This is a genomic window from Burkholderia sp. ZZQ-2, assembly GCF_050768715.1.
GTDB classification, from domain to species: Bacteria; Pseudomonadota; Gammaproteobacteria; order Burkholderiales; family Burkholderiaceae; genus Burkholderia; species Burkholderia cepacia.
The window spans coordinates 1-19,551 of sequence record NZ_LDVA01000040.1 but is presented as its reverse complement, the minus strand read 5'-3'; the positions used below and the strand labels follow the sequence as shown (position 1 = coordinate 19,551).

The following is a 19,551-nucleotide window of genomic DNA, read 5'->3' as shown; positions in this document are numbered from 1 at the left end:
GGCAAGCGTCGCCGCGGCGGCGCGCGACGCCACCCGTCCCGTCGCCGGATCGATCCGGTCGAAGGTCCCGCCGTCCGACGCGCCGCGCGACACGCCGTCGATCAACAAACTCACTTCGTGCATTTCCGTGTCTCCACTCGGATCCGGTTGCGTGCGGCGGCGCGCGTCAGCGCTTGTACGCCTGCAGGCCCGGCTTGATGCTCTTGTCGTCGAGGAACTGCTTGAGGCCCTGCTCGCGCCCGCCTTCCGGATCGCGGTAGTTCGCCTGGTCGAGCTTCGCGTACAGGTAGTCCTCGTTCTGCTCCCAGGTCAGCTCGCGGCAACGCTTGAAGCCGTGCTTCGCGTTACGGATCACGACCGGGTTCTTGTCGAGCAGCTTCGCGGCCAGCGCGCGCACCTCGTCGCGCAGCTGCGCGCGCGGCACGCTCTTGTTGACGAGCCCCATCTGCGCGGCCTGCGGGCCGGTGAAGGTGTCGCCGGTCATGATGTAGTAGAGCGCCTGGCGATGGCCCACGGTGTCGGCCATCGCCTTGCTGACGAGGTTGCCCGGCGGGATGCCCCAGTTGATTTCCGACAGGCCGAACACCGCTTCGTCGGCCGCGATCGCGAGGTCGCACGCGACGAGCGGCGAGAAGCCGCCGCCGAAGCACCAGCCGTTGACCATCGCGATCGTCGGCTTCGCATACATGCGCAGCAATTGCCACTGCCAGCGGCTCGCGTCGCGGCGAATCTTTTCCTGCAGGATTTCCGGGCCCGCGTCGACTTCGCGGAAATATTCCTTCAGGTCCATCCCGGCCGTCCAGGCGTCGCCCTCGCCGGTCAGCACGAGCACCTGCGCCTCGGCATCGAGTTCGATCGCCTCCAGCACGTCGATCATCTCCGCGTTCAGCGTCGGGCTCATCGCGTTGCGCTTGTCCGGACGGTTCAGCGTCACCCATGCGATCCCGCCCTCGACCTCGACCTTCACCGTTTTCCAGCGCCCTTCGTAACCCATTTTCGTTCTCCAATGACGATGCCGCCCTGTGCGACTCGCGACCAATTTACTATCAGGTAACCTGATATGTAAAGTAGAATGGAAGCGGCTCCGGACAAACCCCTAAACGGGCCCGGACAGCCGATTTCGCGCCGTGCCGGCCGACGCATCACGACATGAGGAGACACGCTTGGACATCGACAACCTGATCGCCATCGACACGCACGTGCACGCCGAAGTGTCGTGCTGCCAGCCGCCGGACCTGTTCGCGAAGGCATTCGACGACGCGGCCGACAAGTACTTCGGCACCGTGCTGAAGCAGGGCCGTCGGCCGACCATTCCGGAGACGATCGCGCATTACCGCGAGCGCCGGATCGGCTTCGTGATGTTCACCGTCGACTGCGAGACGAACATCGGCCGGCGGCGCATTCCGAACGAGGAAATCGCGCAGTTCGCGCAGGACAACGCCGACGTGATGATCGCGTTCGCGAGCATCGACCCGCACAAGGGCCGCTTCGGCGCGCGCGAGGCGCGCCGCCTGATCGACGAGCACGGCGTGAAGGGCTTCAAGTTCCACCCGACGATGCAGGGATGCTTCCCGAACGACAGGCTCGCCTATCCGATCTACGAGGTGATCGCGGAATACGGGTTGCCGGCCGTATTCCACAGCGGGCATTCGGGGATGGGATCGGGGATGCGCGGCGGCGGCGGGCTGCGTCTGAAGTATTCCGAACCGATTCACCTCGACGACGTCGCGGCCGACTTCCCGGACATGAAGATCGTGATCGCGCACCCTTCATGGCCGTGGCAGGAGCAGGCGCTGTCGATCGCGCTGCACAAGCCGAACGTCTACATCGACCTGTCGGGATGGTCGCCGAAGTACTTCTCGCCCGAGCTCGTGAAATACGCGAACACGCTGCTCAAGCACAAGGTGCTGTTCGCGTCCGATTTTCCGCTGATCCGGCCGGACCGCTGGCTCGAGGATTTTCAAGGCGCCGGGTTCCGGCCCGACGTGCATTCGCTGATTCTGAAAGACAACGCGGTCGCGTTGCTGGGGCTGCAGGCCGCGCGGCAGTCGTGACCCGTCCGGCCGTGACGGCGCCGGCAGCACGCCGCCGCACGCACCGGCGCGCTCAGTTCGCGGGCTTGCCCGCGAACCGCGCGGTCGGCAGCCCCGCGTAGCGCGTGCGGGCGACGAACACGCCGCCGGCGTCGGCATCGCTCGCCAGCGCGTCGTCGCTCAGCCCGACGCGCGCGCTCGTCACGTACAGCCGGCCTTCGCCGTCGAGCGCCACGCAGCTCGGCTGCGCGGTCGGCACTTCGACGCGCTCCGTTTCAACGCCGTCCGGCCCGTAGCGCACCACCCGCCGGCCGCCCCATTGCGCGTTCCACAACCCGCCGTCGCGATCCATCGTCGAGCCGTCCGGATCGCCGTCCGCATCGGTCAGCCGCGCGAACGGCCGCACATTCGCGACATCGCCGCCCGCGCGGTAATCGCACACGAAAATCTCGCGCACCAGCGAATCGCAGAAATACATCTTCGACCCATCCGGCGAGAACGCGATGCTGTTCGCGATCGCGGCCGGCGGCAGCGCGAGCCGCTCGAGCGTGAGATCCGGATTGAGCCGATAGAACCCGCCGACCGCTTGCGGCGGCTCGCTGCCTTCGTCCTTCATCCCGAACACGAATGCGCCGGCCACATCGCAGCGCCCGTCGTTCAGCCGCGTCGGCAGATCGGGTTCGACGTCGACGATCCGTGTGAACGCACCGCTGCGCAGATCGAAGAACGCGAGATGCGTCGCGAGCCCGACGAGCAGCACGTCCGGATCATGCGTCAGCGCGAAGCAAGCGAGCCGTTCCGGCATCGGCCACTGCGCGAGGCCCGAGCCGTCCGCGCGGCAGCGCCACAGCCGCGCCCCTTCGATGTCCGTCCAGTACAGCGCGTGAGCCGCGTCGCACCACGTCGCGCCTTCGCCGAGCGTGTTGCGGCTGTCCACGAGCAGCGCCGCCGCGCCCGGATGAATCTGTTGCATGCCGTCTCCCGATGTCTGTCGCCTTCGCAGGCGGCCGCGCGTTCGTCAGGGTCAGATCTTCATCGCGCGCCGCTGGTTGCGACGATACTGGTCGAACAGCACCGCGAGCAACAGAATTCCGCCGCGTATCAGATATTGGTAAAACGTCGGCACGTTCAAGAGGCTCATCGCGTCCTGCACGGAGCCCATGATCAGCACGCCGACGAGCACGCCGGAGATCGTCGCGACGCCGCCCGTCAGCGACACGCCGCCGAGCACGCACGCGGAGATCACGCCGAGCTCGAGGCCGACCGAGGTCTTCGGATCGCCGAGGCTCATCCGCGATGCGAGCATCACGCCGGCGAAGCCGGTCACGAGCCCCTGCAGCACGAACACGGTGATCTTGATGCGCATCACCGGCAGCCCCGCGAGCAGCGCGGCCTCGCCGTTGCCGCCGACGGCCAGCACGTTCTTGCCGAACACCGTCCGGCGCAGCAGGAAGCCGAACACGACGAAGCCGACGATGTTGCTCCAGATCGGATACGAGATGCCGAGGAACGACCCGCCGCCGAGATCGAAGAAGCGCTCCTCGGAGATCATCACCGCGTCGCCGTTCGACGTGATGAACGCGAGCCCGCGCACGACTTCCATCATCGCGAGCGTGACGATCAGCGAGTTGATCCGCCAGCGCGCGATCAGCACGCCGTTGACGAGCCCGACCGCGCCGCCCGCGAGCACGCCGCCGGCGATGCCGAGCACGACGCTGTGCGTCGCCGTGATCAGCGTCGACGCGACGACGCCCGAGAACGCGACGATCGACGCGACCGACAGGTCGACCTCGCCGAGCGCGAGCACGAACATCATCGTCACCGCGATCGAGCCGATCAGCGTGACCGACAGCAGCAGGCCCTGGATGTTGCGCGGCGTGAGGAAGTCCGGCACCGTCAGCGACAGCGTCGCGAACAGCACGAGAAACACCATCACGATGCCGGAACGGTTGATCAGTTGCCACACGCCGCCGCGCGCTCGCGCGGGCGCGGCCGTGGCCGCGGCATCGGGGGACGGGGAAGTGCGTTGGGGTTGCATTGCCTGGCTCATATCAGTTGCTTTCCGGTTGACTGCAGGCCGCTAGCGCGGCAGCGCGAGCTTGATCAGCGCGTCGGGCGTCGCCTGCGCCTTCGCGACCTCGCCCGCGATCCGTCCTTCCTTCATCACGATGATCCGGTCCGACACGCCGATCACCTCGGCGAGGTCGCTCGACACGAGGATCACCGTGCGGCCCGCTTCCGCGAGTTCGTAGAACAGGTTGTAGATTTCCGCGCGCGCGCCGACGTCGATGCCGCGCGTCGGCTCGTCCATCAGGAACACGTCGATGCGCTCGGCCAGCCAGCGCGCGAGCACGACCTTCTGCTGGTTGCCGCCCGACAGCGCGCCGATCGGCGTGTCGCCGTCGCGGGTCTTGATCGCGAGCCGCTCGATATAGCGCTGCGCGAGTTCACGCTCGCGCCGCCCGTCGAGCAGCACGCGCGCCGGGCTGAAATGCCGGCGCGCGCTGATGTTCAGGTTGTCGGCCACCGACGCGATCGCGACGATGCCTTCCTGCTTGCGGTCTTCCGGGCACAGCGCGAGGCCGGCGCGCACCGCGTCGCGCGGGCTCCCGAACGCGACCCGCCGCCCGTTCAGCTCGACGTGCCCCGCGCTCGGGCGCGCGGCGCCGTACAGCAGCTTCATCAGCTCCGAGCGGCCCGCGCCGACCAGCCCGAAGAAGCCGACGATCTCGCCGCGCCGCGCGGTGAACGACACGGGCTCGGCGAGCCCGGGCCCCGCCAGCCCCTTCGCCTCGATCAGCACGTCGCCGGGCGTGCGCGGCCGGTAGCCGTACACGTCCTCGATCGAGCGGCCGACCATGCAGCCGATCAGCCGGTCGCGATCGAGATCGGTCACGGATTCGAACGTCTCGATGCGACGGCCGTCGCGGAACACGGTCACGCGGTCGCACAGTTCATACACTTCCTCCATCCGGTGCGTGACGTAGATGATCGCGCGGCCTTCCGCGCGCAGTGCGCGGATGATCCGGAACAGTTGCGCGGTCTCGCGCGCGGACAGCGAGCTCGTCGGTTCGTCGAACGCGATCACGCGCGCGTCGCGCATCAGCGCCTTGCCGATCTCGATCATCTGGCGCTGGCCGATCGACAGATACTTCACCGGAATGCCCGGATCGATGTGCTCGCCGAGCCGCTCCAGCGCATCGAGCGCGCGCACGGCAAGCGCGCGTTCGTCGACCACGCCGAGCCGGCTCGGCAGCTGCCCGAGCATCAGGTTTTCCGCGACCGTCAGCTCGGGCACGAGATGCAGTTCCTGGTAGATGATCGCGATGCCGGCCTCCAGCGCCGCGCGCGTCGACGCGAAGTGCTGCACCGCGCCGTTCAGCGTCAGCGTGCCGGCCTGCGGCTGGTTCACGCCGGACAGCACCTTCAGCAGCGTCGACTTCCCCGCGCCGTTCTCGCCCATCAGCCCGTGCACTTCGCCCGCGCGCACCGACAGCGACACGGCGTCGAGCGCGCGTACGCCCGGGAACGTCACCGTGATGCCGTCGAGCGCGAGCAGCGCCGCGTCCGGCCTCGCCACGCCGGCTGCGCCGGCGGCCGTGCTGCCGGCGGATACGGTCGTCATCGTCTGCGTCGTCATCGCTTGCTCGCCCCGCACGCTCAGATGCCGAGTTCGGCGCGCACGGCCTGCCAGTTCGCGCGCGTCATCAGCTTGCCGCTCGTCTGCGTGTCGGCCGGCGGCGTCTTGCCGTTGCGAATCCAGTCGACGAGGTTCTGCGTGCTGTCCTTGCCGTGGTTCGTCGAGCTGACGGCGATCGTCCCGTAGAAGCCGGTCGGCTCCTTCTTCTGGAATTCGGCGAACGCCTCGCCGGCACCGTTGATGCCGACGCCGATCACGTCGGCGGCCGGAATATGCAGCTGTTCGGTCGCGCGCACCGCGCCGAGCACGGTTTCCTCGTTCAGCGCGTAGACCACCCACTTCTTGATGTTCGGATGCCGCGCGAGCACCGGCGCGGCCGCGCTGAAGCCGCCTTCGTCGTCGGTCGTCTTCTGCGGCGCATCGAAGATGTTCTCCTGGCGGAAGCCGTTCGCGAGCAGCGCCTGCGTCGCGCCGTCGGTGCGCAGCTTCGCGGTCGGCAGCTCGTAGTTCGTGATCCGCAGCGCGCCGACTTCCTCGGGTTTCCAGCCGCGTCGCTTCATCTCGTCGGAAATCGCCTGGCCGACCTGGTTGCCGATCTTGGTCGCCGACATCCCGAGGTGCGGCACGTTCGACAGCGGCTTGCCGGTCGAATCGACGAGCTGGTCGTCAACGGTCACGAACTTCATGTTGTAGCGCTTCGCACGCGCGGCGATCGCCGGCCCGAGGCGCACGTCGGGCGCGCAGATCACGAAGCCCTGCGCGCCTTGCGAACCGAGGTTGTCGATCGCGGCCAGCACCTTCTCGCCGTCGGGCGTGCCGATCTTCACGACCGAGAAATTCTCTTTCTGGCCGAGCGCGGACGCCGCGTTCTGCTCGTTGATGAACCATGCCTGCTCGGGCATCTTCACCAGGAAGCCGATCTTCAGCGGCGCGTCGGCGCGCGCGGCGCCCTGCATGCCGAGCGGCGCGATGCACAGCGCGGCGAGCAGCGCGCGCAGGGTGTGTCGGCGAATCGTTTGGGTCGTGCGGTTCATGCGGTGTCTCCTTGATGTCGGCTTGTGCCGTAATGATTCGTCGTGCGCGATCGCGCCGCGGCGCGCCCGCGTAGTCAGCGTAGTCAGCGTCCGAACGCGTCGGTCTGCACGCGCCGGCCGAACAGGAACGCATCGGCGACGAGCCGCAGCGGCCGCACGTCGACGTCGCTTTCACCCCGCGCGATCAGCGCATGGAAGTGCGCATACAGCGCCGGATACTCGCGTTCGGGCCCGATCTCGACCGGCTCGCCCGCGATCGACAGTTGCGCGCCGCCGCGGCTGATCGCGAGCACGCCGTCGGCCGTGTCGACCGCGATTTCCCATTGCTCGACCGGGCCGTGCCGCCAGTCGAATTCCGCGCGCACGGGCACGCCATCGGTATCCGTGCAATCGAGTTCGGCGGCGATCGGCGTCTGCACGTCGCTCGGCACGATCAGCGTCGCCTCGCGCAGCACGAGCTCGCGCGGCAGGATCCGCGTGACGATCGACAGCGCGTTGATGCCCGGATCGAACACGCCGAGGCCGCCCGGTTCCCAGATCCATTGCTGCCCCGGGTGCCAGCGCCGCACGTCCTCCTTCCAGCGCACCTGCACCGCGCGGATCGTGCGGGTCGCGAGCCACGCGCGCGCGGGCTCCACCGCGCTCGCGCAGCGCGAATGCCACGTGGCGAACAACGTGAGCCCGCGCTCGCGCGCGAGCGCGTCCAGCACGGCCACTTCGCCGAGCGTCGCGCCCGGCGGCTTCTCGAGCATCACGTGCTTGCCGGCCTCGAGCGCGGCGCGCGCCTGCGCGTAGCGCACCTGCGGCGGCGCGCACAGCGACACGGCGTCGAGCTCGCGCTCGGTGGCCAGCAGCGCGCGCAGGTCGCGATAGTTGCGCACGCCGGCGACTTCCGCATGGCGGCTCGCGCACGCGGTCAGCTTGAAGCCCGGTTCGGCGTCGATCGCCGGCAGATGCTGGTCGCGCGCGATCTTGCCGACGCCGACGATACCCAGCGAAACCTGATCACTCATCGTGCATGCCTCCTTCGCGAATCGTTCGGTGGTCGTTCAGTGTGCCCAGCGCAGCACGAGCGGATCGAGCCGACGCGCGATCGCGAGCAGTTCCGCACGCGTGTCCGGATGCAGTTCCGGCATCGGATGCCGTGGCCGCTCGCACGCGATCACGCCGCCTTCGCGCATCAGCGCCTTCGCGGTGAGGATCCCGGACTGGCGGTTCTCGTGATTGATCAGCGGCAGCCACGCCTGATAGCGCTCGAAAGCGTCGTCGTGGCGCCCTTCGCGCCAGGCTTCGAGAATCGGCCGGATGCCGTCCGGAAACCCGCCGCCCGTCATCGCGCCGGTCGCGCCGGCATGGAGGTCGGCGAGCAGCGTGATCGCCTCCTCGCCGTCCCACGGCCCCTCGATCGCGTCGCCGCCGAGTCGGATCAGTTCGCGCAGCTTGTTCGCCGCCCCGGGCGTCTCGATCTTGAAGTACGCGACCTGCTCGATCTCGCGCGCCATCCGTGCGAGGAACGGCGCGGACAGCGGCGTGCCGCTCGCCGGCGCGTCCTGGATCATGATCGGGATGTCGATCGCATCCGACACGCGCGCGAAGAAATCGAAGATCTGCGCTTCCGGCACGCGGAACGTCGCGCCGTGATACGGCGGCATCGCCATCACCATCGCCGCGCCGAGCTGCTGCGCGCGCAGGCTGCGCGCCGCGCACACCTGCGTGCCGTAGTGCGACGTCGTGACGATCACCGGCACGCGGCCCGCGACGTGTTCGAGGATCGTGCGCGTGAGCACGTCGCGTTCGTCGTCGGTGATCGCGAACTGCTCGGAGAAATTCGCGAGGATGCACAGCCCGTCGGAACCCGCGTCGATCATGAAATCGACCGCGCGTTTCTGGCTCGCGAGGTCGAGCTCGCCGGTGTCGGTGAAGGTCGTCGGGACGACGGGGAAGATGCCGCGATAACGCGGCGTGCTGCTCGATGTCATGGTTCGCGTCCTGCTTCGGCGTCGGTGGCGACCGCCGTCATGCGTTCACGGTTTCACGAAGCGGGCCCGGGCGGGCCCGCAACCGGCTGCGGCGCGCGTTTGTGGCACCTCTCGCGCCGCCTGCCGCTCAATGCGAATGGCTCGGCACGTCCGCGCCGCGCGTGCCGACCAGGAAGTCGAGGTCGCACCCCTCGTCGGCCTGCAGCACGTGATCGATGTACAGCCGTGCGTAGCCGCCCTTGCCGAGCTGCCCGGCCACGCCCGGCGCCGCGGTCGGATCGACGTCCGACAGGCGGCGCTGCAGTTCGTCATCCGGAATGTCGAGATGCAGCGTGCCGGCCTCGCAGTCGAGCTCGATCCAGTCGCCGTTGCGCACGGCCGCGAGCGGCCCGCCGGCGGCGGCCTCCGGCGCCACATGCAGCACGACCGTGCCGTACGCGGTGCCGCTCATCCGCGCGTCGGAAATCCGCACCATGTCCTTCACGCCCTGGCGCAGCAGCTTCGGCGGCAGGCCCATGTTGCCGACCTCGGCCATCCCCGGATAACCGCGCGGCCCGCAGTTCTTCAGCACGAGCACCGAGCTGGCGTCGACGTCGAGCGCCTCGTCGTTGATCGTCGCCTTGTAGTGGTCGAGGTTCTCGAACACGACCGCGCGGCCGCGATGCTTCAGCAGCTCGGGGCTCGCCGCCGACGGCTTCAGCACCGCACCGCGCGGCGCGAGATTGCCGCGCAGGATGCAGATGCCGCCGTCCGCGATCAGCGGCCGGTCGAGCGGGCGGATCACTTCGTCGTCGTAGTTCGGCGCTTCGCGCACGTTGTCCCACAGCGACTTGCCGTTCACCGTCAGCGCGTCCGGGTGCGGCAGCAGCCCGCCTTCGCCGAGCCGGCGCAGCACGGCCGGCAGCCCGCCCGCGTAATAGAACTCTTCCATCAGGAAGCGCCCCGACGGCATCAGGTCGACGATCGTCGGCGTGTCGCGGCCGATGCGCATCCAGTCCTCCAGTTCGAGCGGCACGCCGATGCGTCCGGCGATCGCCTTCAGGTGGATCACCGCATTCGTCGAGCCGCCGATCGCCGCATTCGCGCGGATCGCGTTCTCGAACGCCGCGCGCGTGAGGACCTTCGACAGCACCAGCCCTTCGAGCGCCATCTCGACGATGCGGATGCCGGACATGTGCGCGAGCACGTAGCGGCGCGAATCGACGGCCGGGATCGCCGCGTTGTGCGGCAGCGCGACGCCGAGCGCCTCGGCCATGCACGCCATCGTCGACGCGGTGCCCATCGTGTTGCAGGTGCCCGCCGAGCGCGACATCCCGGCTTCGGCCGACAGGAAGTGATGCAGGTCGATCTCGCCGGCCTTCAGTGATTCATGCAGCTGCCACACGGCCGTGCCGGAGCCGATGTTCCTGCCTTCGAGCTTGCCGTTCAGCATCGGCCCGCCCGACACGACGATCGCCGGCACGTCGCAACTCGCCGCGCCCATCAGCAGCGCGGGTGTCGTCTTGTCGCAGCCGGCGAGCAGCACGACCGCGTCGATCGGGTTGCCGCGGATCGCCTCCTCGACGTCCATCGACGCGAGGTTGCGCGTGAGCATCGCCGACGGGCGCAGGTTCGATTCGCCGTTCGAGAACACCGGGAACTCGACCGGGAAGCCGCCCGCTTCGAAGATCCCGCGCTTCACGTGTTCGGCGAGCTTGCGGAAGTGCGCGTTGCACGGCGTCAGTTCGGACCACGTGTTGCAGATGCCGATGATCGGACGGCCATCGAACTCGTGATCGGGAATGCCCTGATTCTTCATCCAGCTCCGGTACATGAAGCCGTTCTTGTCGTTCGTGCCGAACCATTGGGCGGAGCGCAGCCTGGGTTTTGTTGCCGACATCGTCAGTCCTGTGGTGACGGGATACCGGCGCAGTCTAGGCAGAATTTTGATAACTGGCTAATGACGTTTTTGGCGATTACGATATCGATTCCGATATCGATATAAACCCGTACGATGCCCGAAGCCAGCCCGTGGGGAAACCGCGGCCGCCTGAAGACGCGCCAGCTTCTGCTGGTCGTCGCGCTTGCCGACGAAGGCAGCATTCACCGCGCGGCGGCCGCGCTGAACATGACGCAGCCGGCCGCGTCGAAGCTGCTGCGCGAACTCGAGGAGTCGATCGGCGCGGTGCTGTTCGAACGCCTGCCGCGCGGGATGCGGCCGACGCTGTACGGCGACGCGCTGATCCGTCACGCGCGCGCGGCGCTCGGCAGCCTCGACCAGGCGCACGAGGAACTGGCCGCGCTGAAGGCCGGCCATCTCGGCCACGTGGCGGTGGGGGCGATCACGTCGCCGGGCTTGCGGCTCGTGCCGCCGGCCGTGGCCGCGGTGAAGGGCACGCATGCGGGCCTGCACGTATCGGTCGAGATCGACACCAGCAACGTGCTGCTCGAACATCTCGCGCAGGACAAGATCGACATCGTGGTCGGCCGGCTTTCCGCCGAACACGACAAGCTGCGGCTGCGCTACGAGCCGCTGACCGGCGAGTCGGTGGCGGCCGTCGTGCGGACCGGCCATCCGCTGCTCGCGCAGGCGCCGCTGGCGCTCGCGGACGTGCAGCGCGCCGCGTGGGTCGTGCCGCCGGCCGGCAGCGTGCTGCGCCATCGCTTCGAGCTCGTGTTCCAGCGCGCGAGCCTCGCGCCGCCGGCGAACCTCGTCGAGACGTCCGCGCTGCTGTTCATCACGCAACTGCTCGAACAGAGCGACATGATCGCGGTGCTGGCCGAGGACGTCGCGCGCTACTACGCGCGGCACGGGATCGTCACGGTGCTGCCGCTGGAGATGGATTGCCGGATGGACGATTTCGGGATCATCACGCGCACCGACCGGCTGCATTCGCCGGCCGTCGCGGTGATGGTGGATGCGATTCGGGTGGCGGCGCGGGGGGTTTATGGCGTCGTGCCGTAACGGCGCGGCTTCATCGGCGCTCCCGGAGCACGTGCGCGCCGGCTGACGCGCGCGTGGCCCGGGTCGAGCGTCACACCCAGGGCGGCGCGATCCCTTCGGTCTGCAGCGCCCGCTGGATCGCCGGGCGCGCGAGCACCCGCTGCAGATAGCCGCCGAGTACCGGGCGCTGCCGCGCCGGTTCGGCAAAGCCGCGGGTCCAGCGGCACAGCATCAGCGCATATGGATCGAGCACCGAGTAATGCGCGCCGAGCAGCCAGGGGCCGCCGCTCGTTTCCAGTTGACGGTCGAGCTGATCGAGCAGCGCCGCGATTTTCGCCTCCGCATGCGCCTTCACCTGCGCGGCGCCAGCCGAGTTGCCCACGTCGACCCAGCGCTCCGGATAGAAATACGCGATCAACGTCGCCTGGAGCGTGTTGGTGAGCCACATCAGCCATTTGTAGCACTGTGCCCGTTCCGGGGTGCCGAGTTCGGGCGCCAGCCGCTTCTCGGGATGCGTATCGGCGAGATGCAGGCAAATGGCCGCGGCCTCGTACAGCACCAGGTCGCCGTCGATCAGTACCGGAATGAGCCCGTTCGGATTGAGCGCGAGGTAGTCCGGCGACTTGTGTCGATCGTGCGTGCGGTCGACGTATTCAAGCTCGAACGGCTGGCCGATTTCCTCGAGCACGAAGTGCGGCGCCATGCTGGCGTTGCCTGGGTAGTAGAAAAGCTTCATCGTCGATTTCGTCCGGCGGGTGTCGGCGTCACGCTGCGGCAAATTCGATCGTGGGTTCGCAGCGGATCGGAAAATTGACCGAGTTCGCGATATAGCACTTCGCGTGCGCATCATGATGCAGATGTTCCGCCCGCTCGCGATCGTCGCCGGCCTGGATCGTCACGTGCGGGCGCAGCACGATTTCCGTGAAGCGGCCCGGCTCGTCACGGTCGACCATCGTGCCTTCCGCATCGTCGACATAAGCGAGCACGCGAATGCCCGCTTCGGAGCACAGGTGCAGGTACCAGAGCTTGTGGCACGCCGATGCCGACGCCAGCAGCAGGTCTTCGGGGTTCCAGCGCGACGCGTCGCCCCGAAACGCCGGGTCCGACGAACCGGGAATATCCGGCTTGGTACCGGCCCGGATCACGTGATCGCGGCCGTATTCGCGATACCCCGACGTGCCGGTGCCGCGATTACCCGTCCACGCGACCGCGACGCGATACTTGTGTTCACCAGATGCCATCTCGCTCTCCATTGATGTGGGTTGCTTCGACCGGGCAGGATTTCGTCATACGGAGCCCGCCTGCGTTCGCCATTTTGGCACCGGATTTTCGTTTGGTATACCATTATTCCAAATTGACGGAACACACAGGCATGGAAGCCAAACTCGATTCCACGGCGGACGCGGTCGCCGCCTCGTTGCGCGACATGATCATCAACGGCGAGTTCGAAGCGGGCGAACGGCTCGTCGAGCGCGACCTCGCCGACCGGTTCGGCATCAGCCGGATTCCGATGCGCGAGGCCATCCAGCGCCTGGAGCGCGAAGGGTTGCTGGACATCTTCAGGAATCGCGGCGCCGTCGTGCGCATGCTGGGCGCATCGGACGTGCAGGAAATCTACGACCTGCGCGTGCTGCTCGAAGGCGACGCGATCTACCGAAGCGTGAAGCGGCTCGACGATGAGACGCTCGCGCGTGCCGAACTCGTCCATCGCCTGCTCGGCGATACGGCCGTGCCGCGCCGGCAGGGCGAACTGAACCGCGAATTCCATGCGTTGCTGTATTCGTGCTGCGGCAACGCACGGCAATTGCAGACGATCGCGGAGCTGCGCAGCCAGGTCGAACGGTACGAGCGCCTGCAGGCCACGCTGCTCGCCGATACGCCGTCGTTCCAGGTCGAGCACGAGGAGATCCTGCAGGCGTGCCGCGAACGCAATGCGCGTGCCGCTCGGTCGATGACGGTCGCGCATCTCGAATCGGCCAGGCGCATCGTGATGGGGCTCGTCGAAGGCGACTGAAGCCGGCGCTGCGCGTGCCGCCTGCTGCACCGTGCGCGGGCCGGGCCGGCCTTGTCGGGCCCTGTCGGGTCGCGCCGATCGCGGCGGCAACCTCCATCGCGACATTCAACACATCGATACGTCAAATCGACCGCGTCGCGCTCCCGCCGGGCGCGCGGCCGGTCGTCCCGCGCACCACCAGTTTCGGCAGCGACGCGATCCGCACGCGCGACGCAGCGCTGCTGCGCTCGCCCGCGCCGCGTAGCGCATTGAGCAATTCGACCGCGAGCCCGGCGGCCTCGGCGGTCGGGATCGCAACGGTCGTCAGCGTGGGGCGCGTGTCGCTGGCCAGATGAATGTCGGTGATCCCGACGATCGACAGATCGTCCGGCACACGCCGGCCGCGATCGGCCGCCGCATGCATCGCCCCGATCGCCGGCAGGTCGTTGGTCGCGACCAGCGCGGTCAGCCGCGGATGCGCGTCGAGCAGCCGCCCCGCCGCGCGCACGCCGCCTTCGATCGAATCGGGTTCCGCCGCGACGATCGACGCGTCGAGCCCGGCTTCACGCATCACGTCGACGAAGCCGTCGTAGCGCGCCGCCTGCACGCCGCTCGCCGACCCGCCGACGATCACGCCGATCCGCTCGTGGCCCAGCTCGAGCAAGTGCCGCGTCGCGATCCGCCCCGCCTCCCTAAAATCGATCGCCACGCACGGCAATCCGTCGGGCGGCGCCTCCGGCCGCTCCCACAGGCACAGCACGACCGGCACACCGCGCGCCGCCACGTCGAGCAGATCGGGCAGATGCAGGTTCGCGTTGGTCACGAGAATCCCTTCGGAGATCGTGCCGGCAATCTGGTCGAGATACGCGCGCCCCTGCAGCGGATCTTCATTCGTATTGCAGACGATCAGGAACTGTCCGTTGCGGCGCACCGCGCGCTCGACCGCCAGCGCGAACTCCGGGTAGAACGGGTTCGCGATGCTCGACACCATCAGCGCGACCGTCGGCGCGCGCCCTTCCGCCAGCGCACGCGCCGCGAGATGCGGCCGATACCCGAGCGCCTCCACGGCTTCCAGCACCCGCGCACGCGTCGCCTCGCCGACCCGGCCGCGCTCGCGCAGCACGTTCGACACGGTCGCGGCCGTCACGCCGGCGCGGCGCGCCACTTCATCTAGGGTTGCCATCGGTTGCTCACTATATGAGACGTCTATCCAGTATTTGCTTCGCTCACCGAAGCGGCGCACTATCGCCGCACACCCTGCCGCCCGACCGACGGGCGCGACTCGGCCGCGATCGCATCGCCTCTTTTTTTGATCGCGATGATTAAGCGCTTAATCAACGACAATGGCGCATTAAAACATGGAGCGGAGACAATGGCGAGCATCTCGATGCGGCGCGTGCAGAAAGCCTACGGCGATCACGCACCGGTCATTCGCGACGTCGATCTGGAGATCGGCGCGCACGAGTTCTGCGTGTTCCTCGGGCCGTCAGGATGCGGCAAGTCGACGTTGCTGCGGATGATCGCCGGGCTCGAGGACCTGAGCGCGGGCGAGCTGTCGATCGACGGCCGCCGCGTCGACGACGTGCCGGCCGCCGAGCGCGGCGTCGCGATGGTGTTCCAGAGCTACGCGCTGTTTCCGCACATGACGGTCTACGAGAACATGGCGTTCGGGCTGAAGCTCGCGCGCGTGCCGAAAGCCGAGATCGACCGGAAAGTGCGCGATGCCGCGCGCATCCTGCAGCTCGACACGCTGCTCGAACGCAAGCCGAAGGCGCTGTCGGGCGGCCAGCGGCAGCGCGTCGCGATCGGCCGTGCGATCGTGCGCGAGCCCGGCGTGTTCCTGTTCGACGAGCCGCTGTCGAATCTCGACGCCGCGCTGCGCGGCCAGACCCGCATCGAGATCGCGCGGCTGCACCGCCAGTTCGAACGCGCGAGCGTCGTCTACGTGACGCACGACCAGACCGAAGCGATGACGCTCGCCGACAAGATCGTGCTGCTGCACGCCGGCGCCGACACCGCGCAGCACGGCAGCATCGCGCAGGTCGGGGCGCCGCTCGACCTCTACCACCACCCGGCCAGCCACTTCGTCGCGGGCTTCATCGGCTCGCCGCGGATGAACTTCCTGCCGGCCGTCGTCACGGCGTGCGATGCCCGTCGCACGGCCGTCACGCTCACGCCGTCCGGCGAAACCTTCACGCTGCCGCGCGACGGCTCGGCGCTCGGCGCCGGCGCCACCGTGACGCTCGGCATTCGCCCCGAACACCTGACGCTCGGCGCCGCGCACGACGCCACGACACTCGCACGCGACGTCGCGCTCGTCGAACGCCTGGGCGAACAGACCTACGTGCACCTCGACCAGCCCGGCGGCCACGCGCTGATCGCGAAGGTGCCCGGCGACGCGCAGGTGCGCAGCGGCGAACGCGTGCTCGTGCATGCGCCGGCCGCGGCCTGCCATCTCTTCACCGAAGACGGCCGCGCGGTGCCCGCGTGCGCCGACGTCCACGTTCACCACTACGCATAAGGATCGGGCATGCGCCTCGGAGTCTGTTACTACCCGGAACACTGGCCGGAATCGATGTGGGCCGACGATGCCCGCAGGATGAAAGCGCTCGGCATCGAGCAGGTGCGGATCGCCGAATTCGCGTGGAGCCGTATCGAGCCGTCGCCCGGCGAATACGACTGGGGCTGGCTCGATCGGGCGGTCGACGTGCTCGGTGCGGCCGGTCTCGAGATCGTGATGTGCACGCCGACCGCGACGCCGCCGAAATGGCTGGTCGACCGCCATCCGGACATCCTCGCGATCGGCGCCGACGGCCGGCCGCGCGCGTTCGGCTCGCGCCGCCACTACGACTTCTCGTCGCCGACCTATCTCGAGGCGTCGCGCCAGATCTGCACGGCGGTCGCCGAGCGCTACGGCCGGCACCCGGCCGTGCGCTACTGGCAGACCGACAACGAGCTGGGCTGCCACCAGACCGTCGTCAGCTATTCGCCGGCCGCGCTCGTGCGATTCCGTGCGTGGCTGAAGGCGCGCTACGGCACGATCGACGCGCTGAACCGCGCGTGGGGAACCGTGTTCTGGAGCATGGAGTATCGCCATTTCGACGAGGTCGATGCGCCCGTCGGCACCGTGACCGAAGCGCACCCGTCGCATCGCCTCGACTACCGGCGCTTCGCGTCGGACGAAGTCGCGCGCTATCACCGGATGCAGGTCGACGTGATCCGCGCGCACTCGCCGGGCCGGCCCGTCGCACACAACTTCATGCAGCTGTTCACCGAGTTCGACCATTACGAAGTGGCGCGCGACCTCGACGTCGCGACGTGGGACAGCTATCCGCTCGGCGCGCTCGAGGAGCAATGGTTCGCGCCCGACGTGAAGGCGCGCTGGCTGCGCACCGGCCATCCCGATTTCGCATCGTTCAATCACGACCTCTATCGCGGCATGTCGACGCTGCCGTTCTGGGTGATGGAGCAGCAGCCGGGCCCCGTGAACTGGGCGCAGTGGAACCCCGCGCCGCTGCCCGGCATGGTGCGCCTGTGGAGCTGGGAGGCGTTCGCGCACGGCGCCGGTTGCGTGTCGTACTTCCGCTGGCGTCAGGCGCCGTTCGCGCAGGAGCAGATGCATGCGGGTCTCAATACGCCGGACAACCGGCTCGACGAAGGCGGCCGCGAGGCGCAGCGCGTCGCGCGCGAGATCGCGGCCATACGCGACGCAGGTGCCGATGCCGACCCGAACGGCGCGGTGCGTGCCCCCGTCGCGCTCGTGTTCGACTACGAAGCGAAGTGGCTGTTCGAAGTGCAGCCGCAAGGCGCCGATTTCCACTACCCGCGCTTCGCGTTCGAGTACTACGCGGCGCTGCGTTCGCTCGGCCTCGACGTCGACATCGTTTCCGCGCATGCGCCGCTCGACGGCTACCGGCTCGTCGTCGTGCCGCCGCTGCCGGTCGTCCCGGACGATTTCGCCGCGCGGCTCGCGGCCTCGGGCGCGCACGCCGTGTTCGGGCCGCGCACCGGCTCGAAAACCGTCGACCTGCAGATTCCGCCGACGCTGCCGCCCGGCCCGCTCGCATCGATCCTGCCGGTGCGCGTATGGCGCGTCGAATCGCTGCGGCCGAACGTGACCGAGCGAATCGACGGCACGCTGTGCGACGGTGCGCCGCTCGCGGGCCATGCGCGCCACTGGCGCGACTTCGTCGAGCTTCACGACGACACGCGCGGCGTCGTGCGCGCGCGCTTCGCCGACGGTCACCCGGCCTGCGTGTCGCACGGCACGCTGCACTACTGGGCCGCGCTGTTCGACGACGCGACCACCGCCCGGCTGTTCGCCGATGTCGCGGCCGAAGCCGGCCTCACGCCGACGCCGCTCGGCGACGACGTGCGCGTGAGCCGGCGCGGCGGCCTGACCTACGTTTTCAACTATGGCGACACGCCGCACACGATCGACGCGGTACCGCCGTCGGCGTTCGTGCTCGGCACCGCGCAAGTCGGGCCGCAAGACGTGGTCGTGTATCGAAGCCGTTCGTAGCACCCCGACACCGGCGCCGCGATGCGCCGGTCACGCACAAGACGACACACAGGAATGGAGACACGCATGACACATCGCCCCCTTCGCTTCGCCGCCCGGCTCGCCACGGCCGCCGCTGTCGCACTGGCATCGCTCGGCACGACGGCGCCCGCCGATGCCGGCACGCTGACGATCAACATCGCGTTCAAGGGCGCCAGCCAGCGCGCGGTCTGGCAGTCGACGCTCGACGCGTTCCACAAGGCGCATCCCGACATCGACGTGAAGGCCACCTTCGTCGACGAGGAAGCGTACAAGGTGCAGCTCCCCGCCTGGCTCACGACCGTCGCGCCGGACGTCGTGAACTGGCACGCCGGCGAGCGGATGGCGTACTACGCGAAGCGCGGGCTGTTCGAGGACCTGAGCGGCGACTGGGCGAAGAACGGCTGGGGCGCGATGTATGCATCGACGCGCGACGCATCGTCGTACAACGGCAAGCAGTACGCGGCACCGACCGTCTACTACTCGTGGGGGCTGTTCTACCGCAAGGACCTGTTCCGCAAGGTCGGCATCGCCGACGAGCCGAAGACGTGGGACCAGTTTCTCGACGCGTGCAAGAAGCTGAAGGCGGCCGGCATCACGCCGGTCGCGCTCGGCGGCCGCGACGCGTGGACGCTCGCCGGCTGGTTCGACTATCTCGACCTGCGCCTGAACGGCAACGCGTTCCACCAGCAGCTGATGGCCGGCGACGTGCCGTACACCGACCCGCGCGTGAAGAAGGTCTACACGACGTGGAAGTCGCTGATCGACGCGGGCTACTTCATCGACAACGCGCTGTCCTACGATCTCGACGGCGCCCAGCCGTTCCTGTTCCAGGGCAAGGCCGCGATGATGCTGATGGGCACCTTCATCGCGGCGGGTTTTCCGCCGAACGTGAAGCAGGAAATGGGCTACTACCGCTTCCCGATCATCGACCCGAAGGTGCCGACCGCCGAGGATGGCCCGGTCGAATCGCTGCATATCCCGACGAAGGCGAAGAACAAGGCCGACGCGCACACGTTCCTCGCGTTCGTCGAAACACCCGAGACGGGCGCGAAGCTCGCGGAAGGCCTCGGTTCGCTGTCGGCCAACAGCAAGTCGCCCGAGCCGGCCGATCCGGTCTCGCGCATCGGCTTCCGGATCCTTGCCGACACGAAGGGCGGCGTCGCGCAGTTCTACGACCGCGACATGACGAAGGAAATGGCCGACGAGGGGATGAAGGGCATGCAGCAGTTCCTCGCAAATCCGGCGCAGCTCGATACGGTGCTCGCGCAGCTCGAACAGACCCGCAAGCGGATCTACAAGAAGTAACGCCGTGACCCGCGCGGCGGTGCTCCGCCGCTGCGGCTGTCCCATCGTTCGCTCGTTCAGGAGCCCTGCCGTGTCCAGTCCGATTTCGTCCCGACACCTCG

Annotated in this window: 17 protein-coding genes; 6 read left to right on the top strand and 11 right to left on the bottom strand. The window is 68.4% G+C overall.

Going from position 1 to position 19,551, the window contains the following annotated elements; translation table 11 throughout:
- Positions 1–166 precede the first annotated feature (166 nt).
- Positions 167–994: a p-hydroxycinnamoyl CoA hydratase/lyase gene (locus ABY44_RS01375; RefSeq protein ID WP_021163522.1), complete on the bottom strand. Its 828-nt coding sequence runs from the start codon at positions 992–994 to the stop codon at positions 167–169.
- 169 nt (positions 995–1,163) lie between these two features.
- Here ABY44_RS01375 and ABY44_RS01370 point away from each other — a divergent pair, with 169 nt between their 5' ends.
- Complete coding sequence (locus tag ABY44_RS01370) at positions 1,164–2,054, top strand: amidohydrolase family protein (protein ID WP_431640762.1); 891 nt, start codon at positions 1,164–1,166, stop codon at positions 2,052–2,054.
- 52 nt (positions 2,055–2,106) lie between these two features.
- On the opposite strand, the gene ABY44_RS01365 is transcribed toward ABY44_RS01370, so the two are convergent.
- The 7 genes from ABY44_RS01365 to ABY44_RS01335 form a co-directional block, all read right to left on the bottom strand.
- Positions 2,107–3,006, bottom strand: coding sequence for an SMP-30/gluconolactonase/LRE family protein (locus tag ABY44_RS01365; protein ID WP_431640761.1), 900 nt, complete (start codon positions 3,004–3,006; stop codon positions 2,107–2,109).
- 51 nt (positions 3,007–3,057) lie between these two features.
- Positions 3,058–4,083 carry an L-arabinose ABC transporter permease AraH gene (araH, locus tag ABY44_RS01360; RefSeq protein WP_059693195.1) on the bottom strand — a complete coding sequence of 342 codons (1,026 nt, stop codon included), beginning with the start codon at positions 4,081–4,083 and terminating at the stop codon, positions 3,058–3,060.
- A gap of 30 nt (positions 4,084–4,113) precedes the next feature.
- The gene (gene araG, locus ABY44_RS01355; RefSeq protein ID WP_060205677.1) at positions 4,114–5,673 is read right to left on the bottom strand and encodes an L-arabinose ABC transporter ATP-binding protein AraG; all 1,560 of its coding nucleotides are present in this window, start codon (positions 5,671–5,673) and stop codon (positions 4,114–4,116) included.
- A gap of 20 nt (positions 5,674–5,693) precedes the next feature.
- Positions 5,694–6,707, bottom strand: coding sequence for an arabinose ABC transporter substrate-binding protein (locus ABY44_RS01350; protein WP_027790243.1), 1,014 nt, complete (start codon positions 6,705–6,707; stop codon positions 5,694–5,696).
- Positions 6,708–6,790: 83 nt separating this feature from the next.
- Entirely contained in the window at positions 6,791–7,720 is a 930-nt protein-coding gene (locus ABY44_RS01345) for a Gfo/Idh/MocA family protein (protein WP_091920771.1), read from the bottom strand.
- 36 nt (positions 7,721–7,756) lie between these two features.
- Complete coding sequence (locus ABY44_RS01340; protein ID WP_027790241.1) at positions 7,757–8,686, bottom strand: dihydrodipicolinate synthase family protein; 930 nt, start codon at positions 8,684–8,686, stop codon at positions 7,757–7,759.
- Positions 8,687–8,813: 127 nt separating this feature from the next.
- Positions 8,814–10,565 (bottom strand): IlvD/Edd family dehydratase, encoded by a 1,752-nt coding sequence (locus tag ABY44_RS01335; protein ID WP_027790240.1) that lies wholly within the window; start codon positions 10,563–10,565, stop codon positions 8,814–8,816.
- Between the two features lie 114 nt (positions 10,566–10,679).
- Between ABY44_RS01335 and ABY44_RS01330 the strand changes: the two genes are divergently transcribed.
- The gene (locus ABY44_RS01330; RefSeq protein WP_027790239.1) at positions 10,680–11,630 is read left to right on the top strand and encodes a LysR family transcriptional regulator; all 951 of its coding nucleotides are present in this window, start codon (positions 10,680–10,682) and stop codon (positions 11,628–11,630) included.
- Between the two features lie 70 nt (positions 11,631–11,700).
- Here the strand turns inward: ABY44_RS01330 and ABY44_RS01325 are convergent, their stop codons facing one another.
- Complete coding sequence (locus tag ABY44_RS01325; RefSeq protein ID WP_059693205.1) at positions 11,701–12,345, bottom strand: glutathione S-transferase family protein; 645 nt, start codon at positions 12,343–12,345, stop codon at positions 11,701–11,703.
- Between the two features lie 28 nt (positions 12,346–12,373).
- Positions 12,374–12,850, bottom strand: coding sequence for an OsmC family protein (locus tag ABY44_RS01320; protein WP_059693207.1), 477 nt, complete (start codon positions 12,848–12,850; stop codon positions 12,374–12,376).
- Between the two features lie 131 nt (positions 12,851–12,981).
- Between ABY44_RS01320 and ABY44_RS01315 the strand changes: the two genes are divergently transcribed.
- On the top strand, positions 12,982–13,623 hold the full coding sequence (locus tag ABY44_RS01315) for a GntR family transcriptional regulator (RefSeq protein WP_059693209.1): 642 nt from the start codon (positions 12,982–12,984) through the stop codon (positions 13,621–13,623).
- Positions 13,624–13,744: 121 nt separating this feature from the next.
- On the opposite strand, the gene ABY44_RS01310 is transcribed toward ABY44_RS01315, so the two are convergent.
- A complete protein-coding gene (locus tag ABY44_RS01310; RefSeq protein ID WP_431640758.1) occupies positions 13,745–14,785 on the bottom strand; it encodes a LacI family DNA-binding transcriptional regulator in 1,041 nt (346 codons plus the stop codon).
- 189 nt (positions 14,786–14,974) lie between these two features.
- Between ABY44_RS01310 and ABY44_RS01305 the strand changes: the two genes are divergently transcribed.
- The 3 genes from ABY44_RS01305 (at position 14,975) to ABY44_RS01295 (ending at position 19,450) form a co-directional block, all read left to right on the top strand.
- Entirely contained in the window at positions 14,975–16,123 is a 1,149-nt protein-coding gene (locus tag ABY44_RS01305) for an ABC transporter ATP-binding protein (protein ID WP_431640757.1), read from the top strand.
- A 9-nt stretch (positions 16,124–16,132) separates the two neighbouring features.
- Positions 16,133–18,124 carry a beta-galactosidase gene (locus ABY44_RS01300; protein WP_431640756.1) on the top strand — a complete coding sequence of 664 codons (1,992 nt, stop codon included), beginning with the start codon at positions 16,133–16,135 and terminating at the stop codon, positions 18,122–18,124.
- A gap of 66 nt (positions 18,125–18,190) precedes the next feature.
- The gene (locus tag ABY44_RS01295; RefSeq protein ID WP_431640755.1) at positions 18,191–19,450 is read left to right on the top strand and encodes an ABC transporter substrate-binding protein; all 1,260 of its coding nucleotides are present in this window, start codon (positions 18,191–18,193) and stop codon (positions 19,448–19,450) included.
- Positions 19,451–19,551 lie beyond the last annotated feature (101 nt).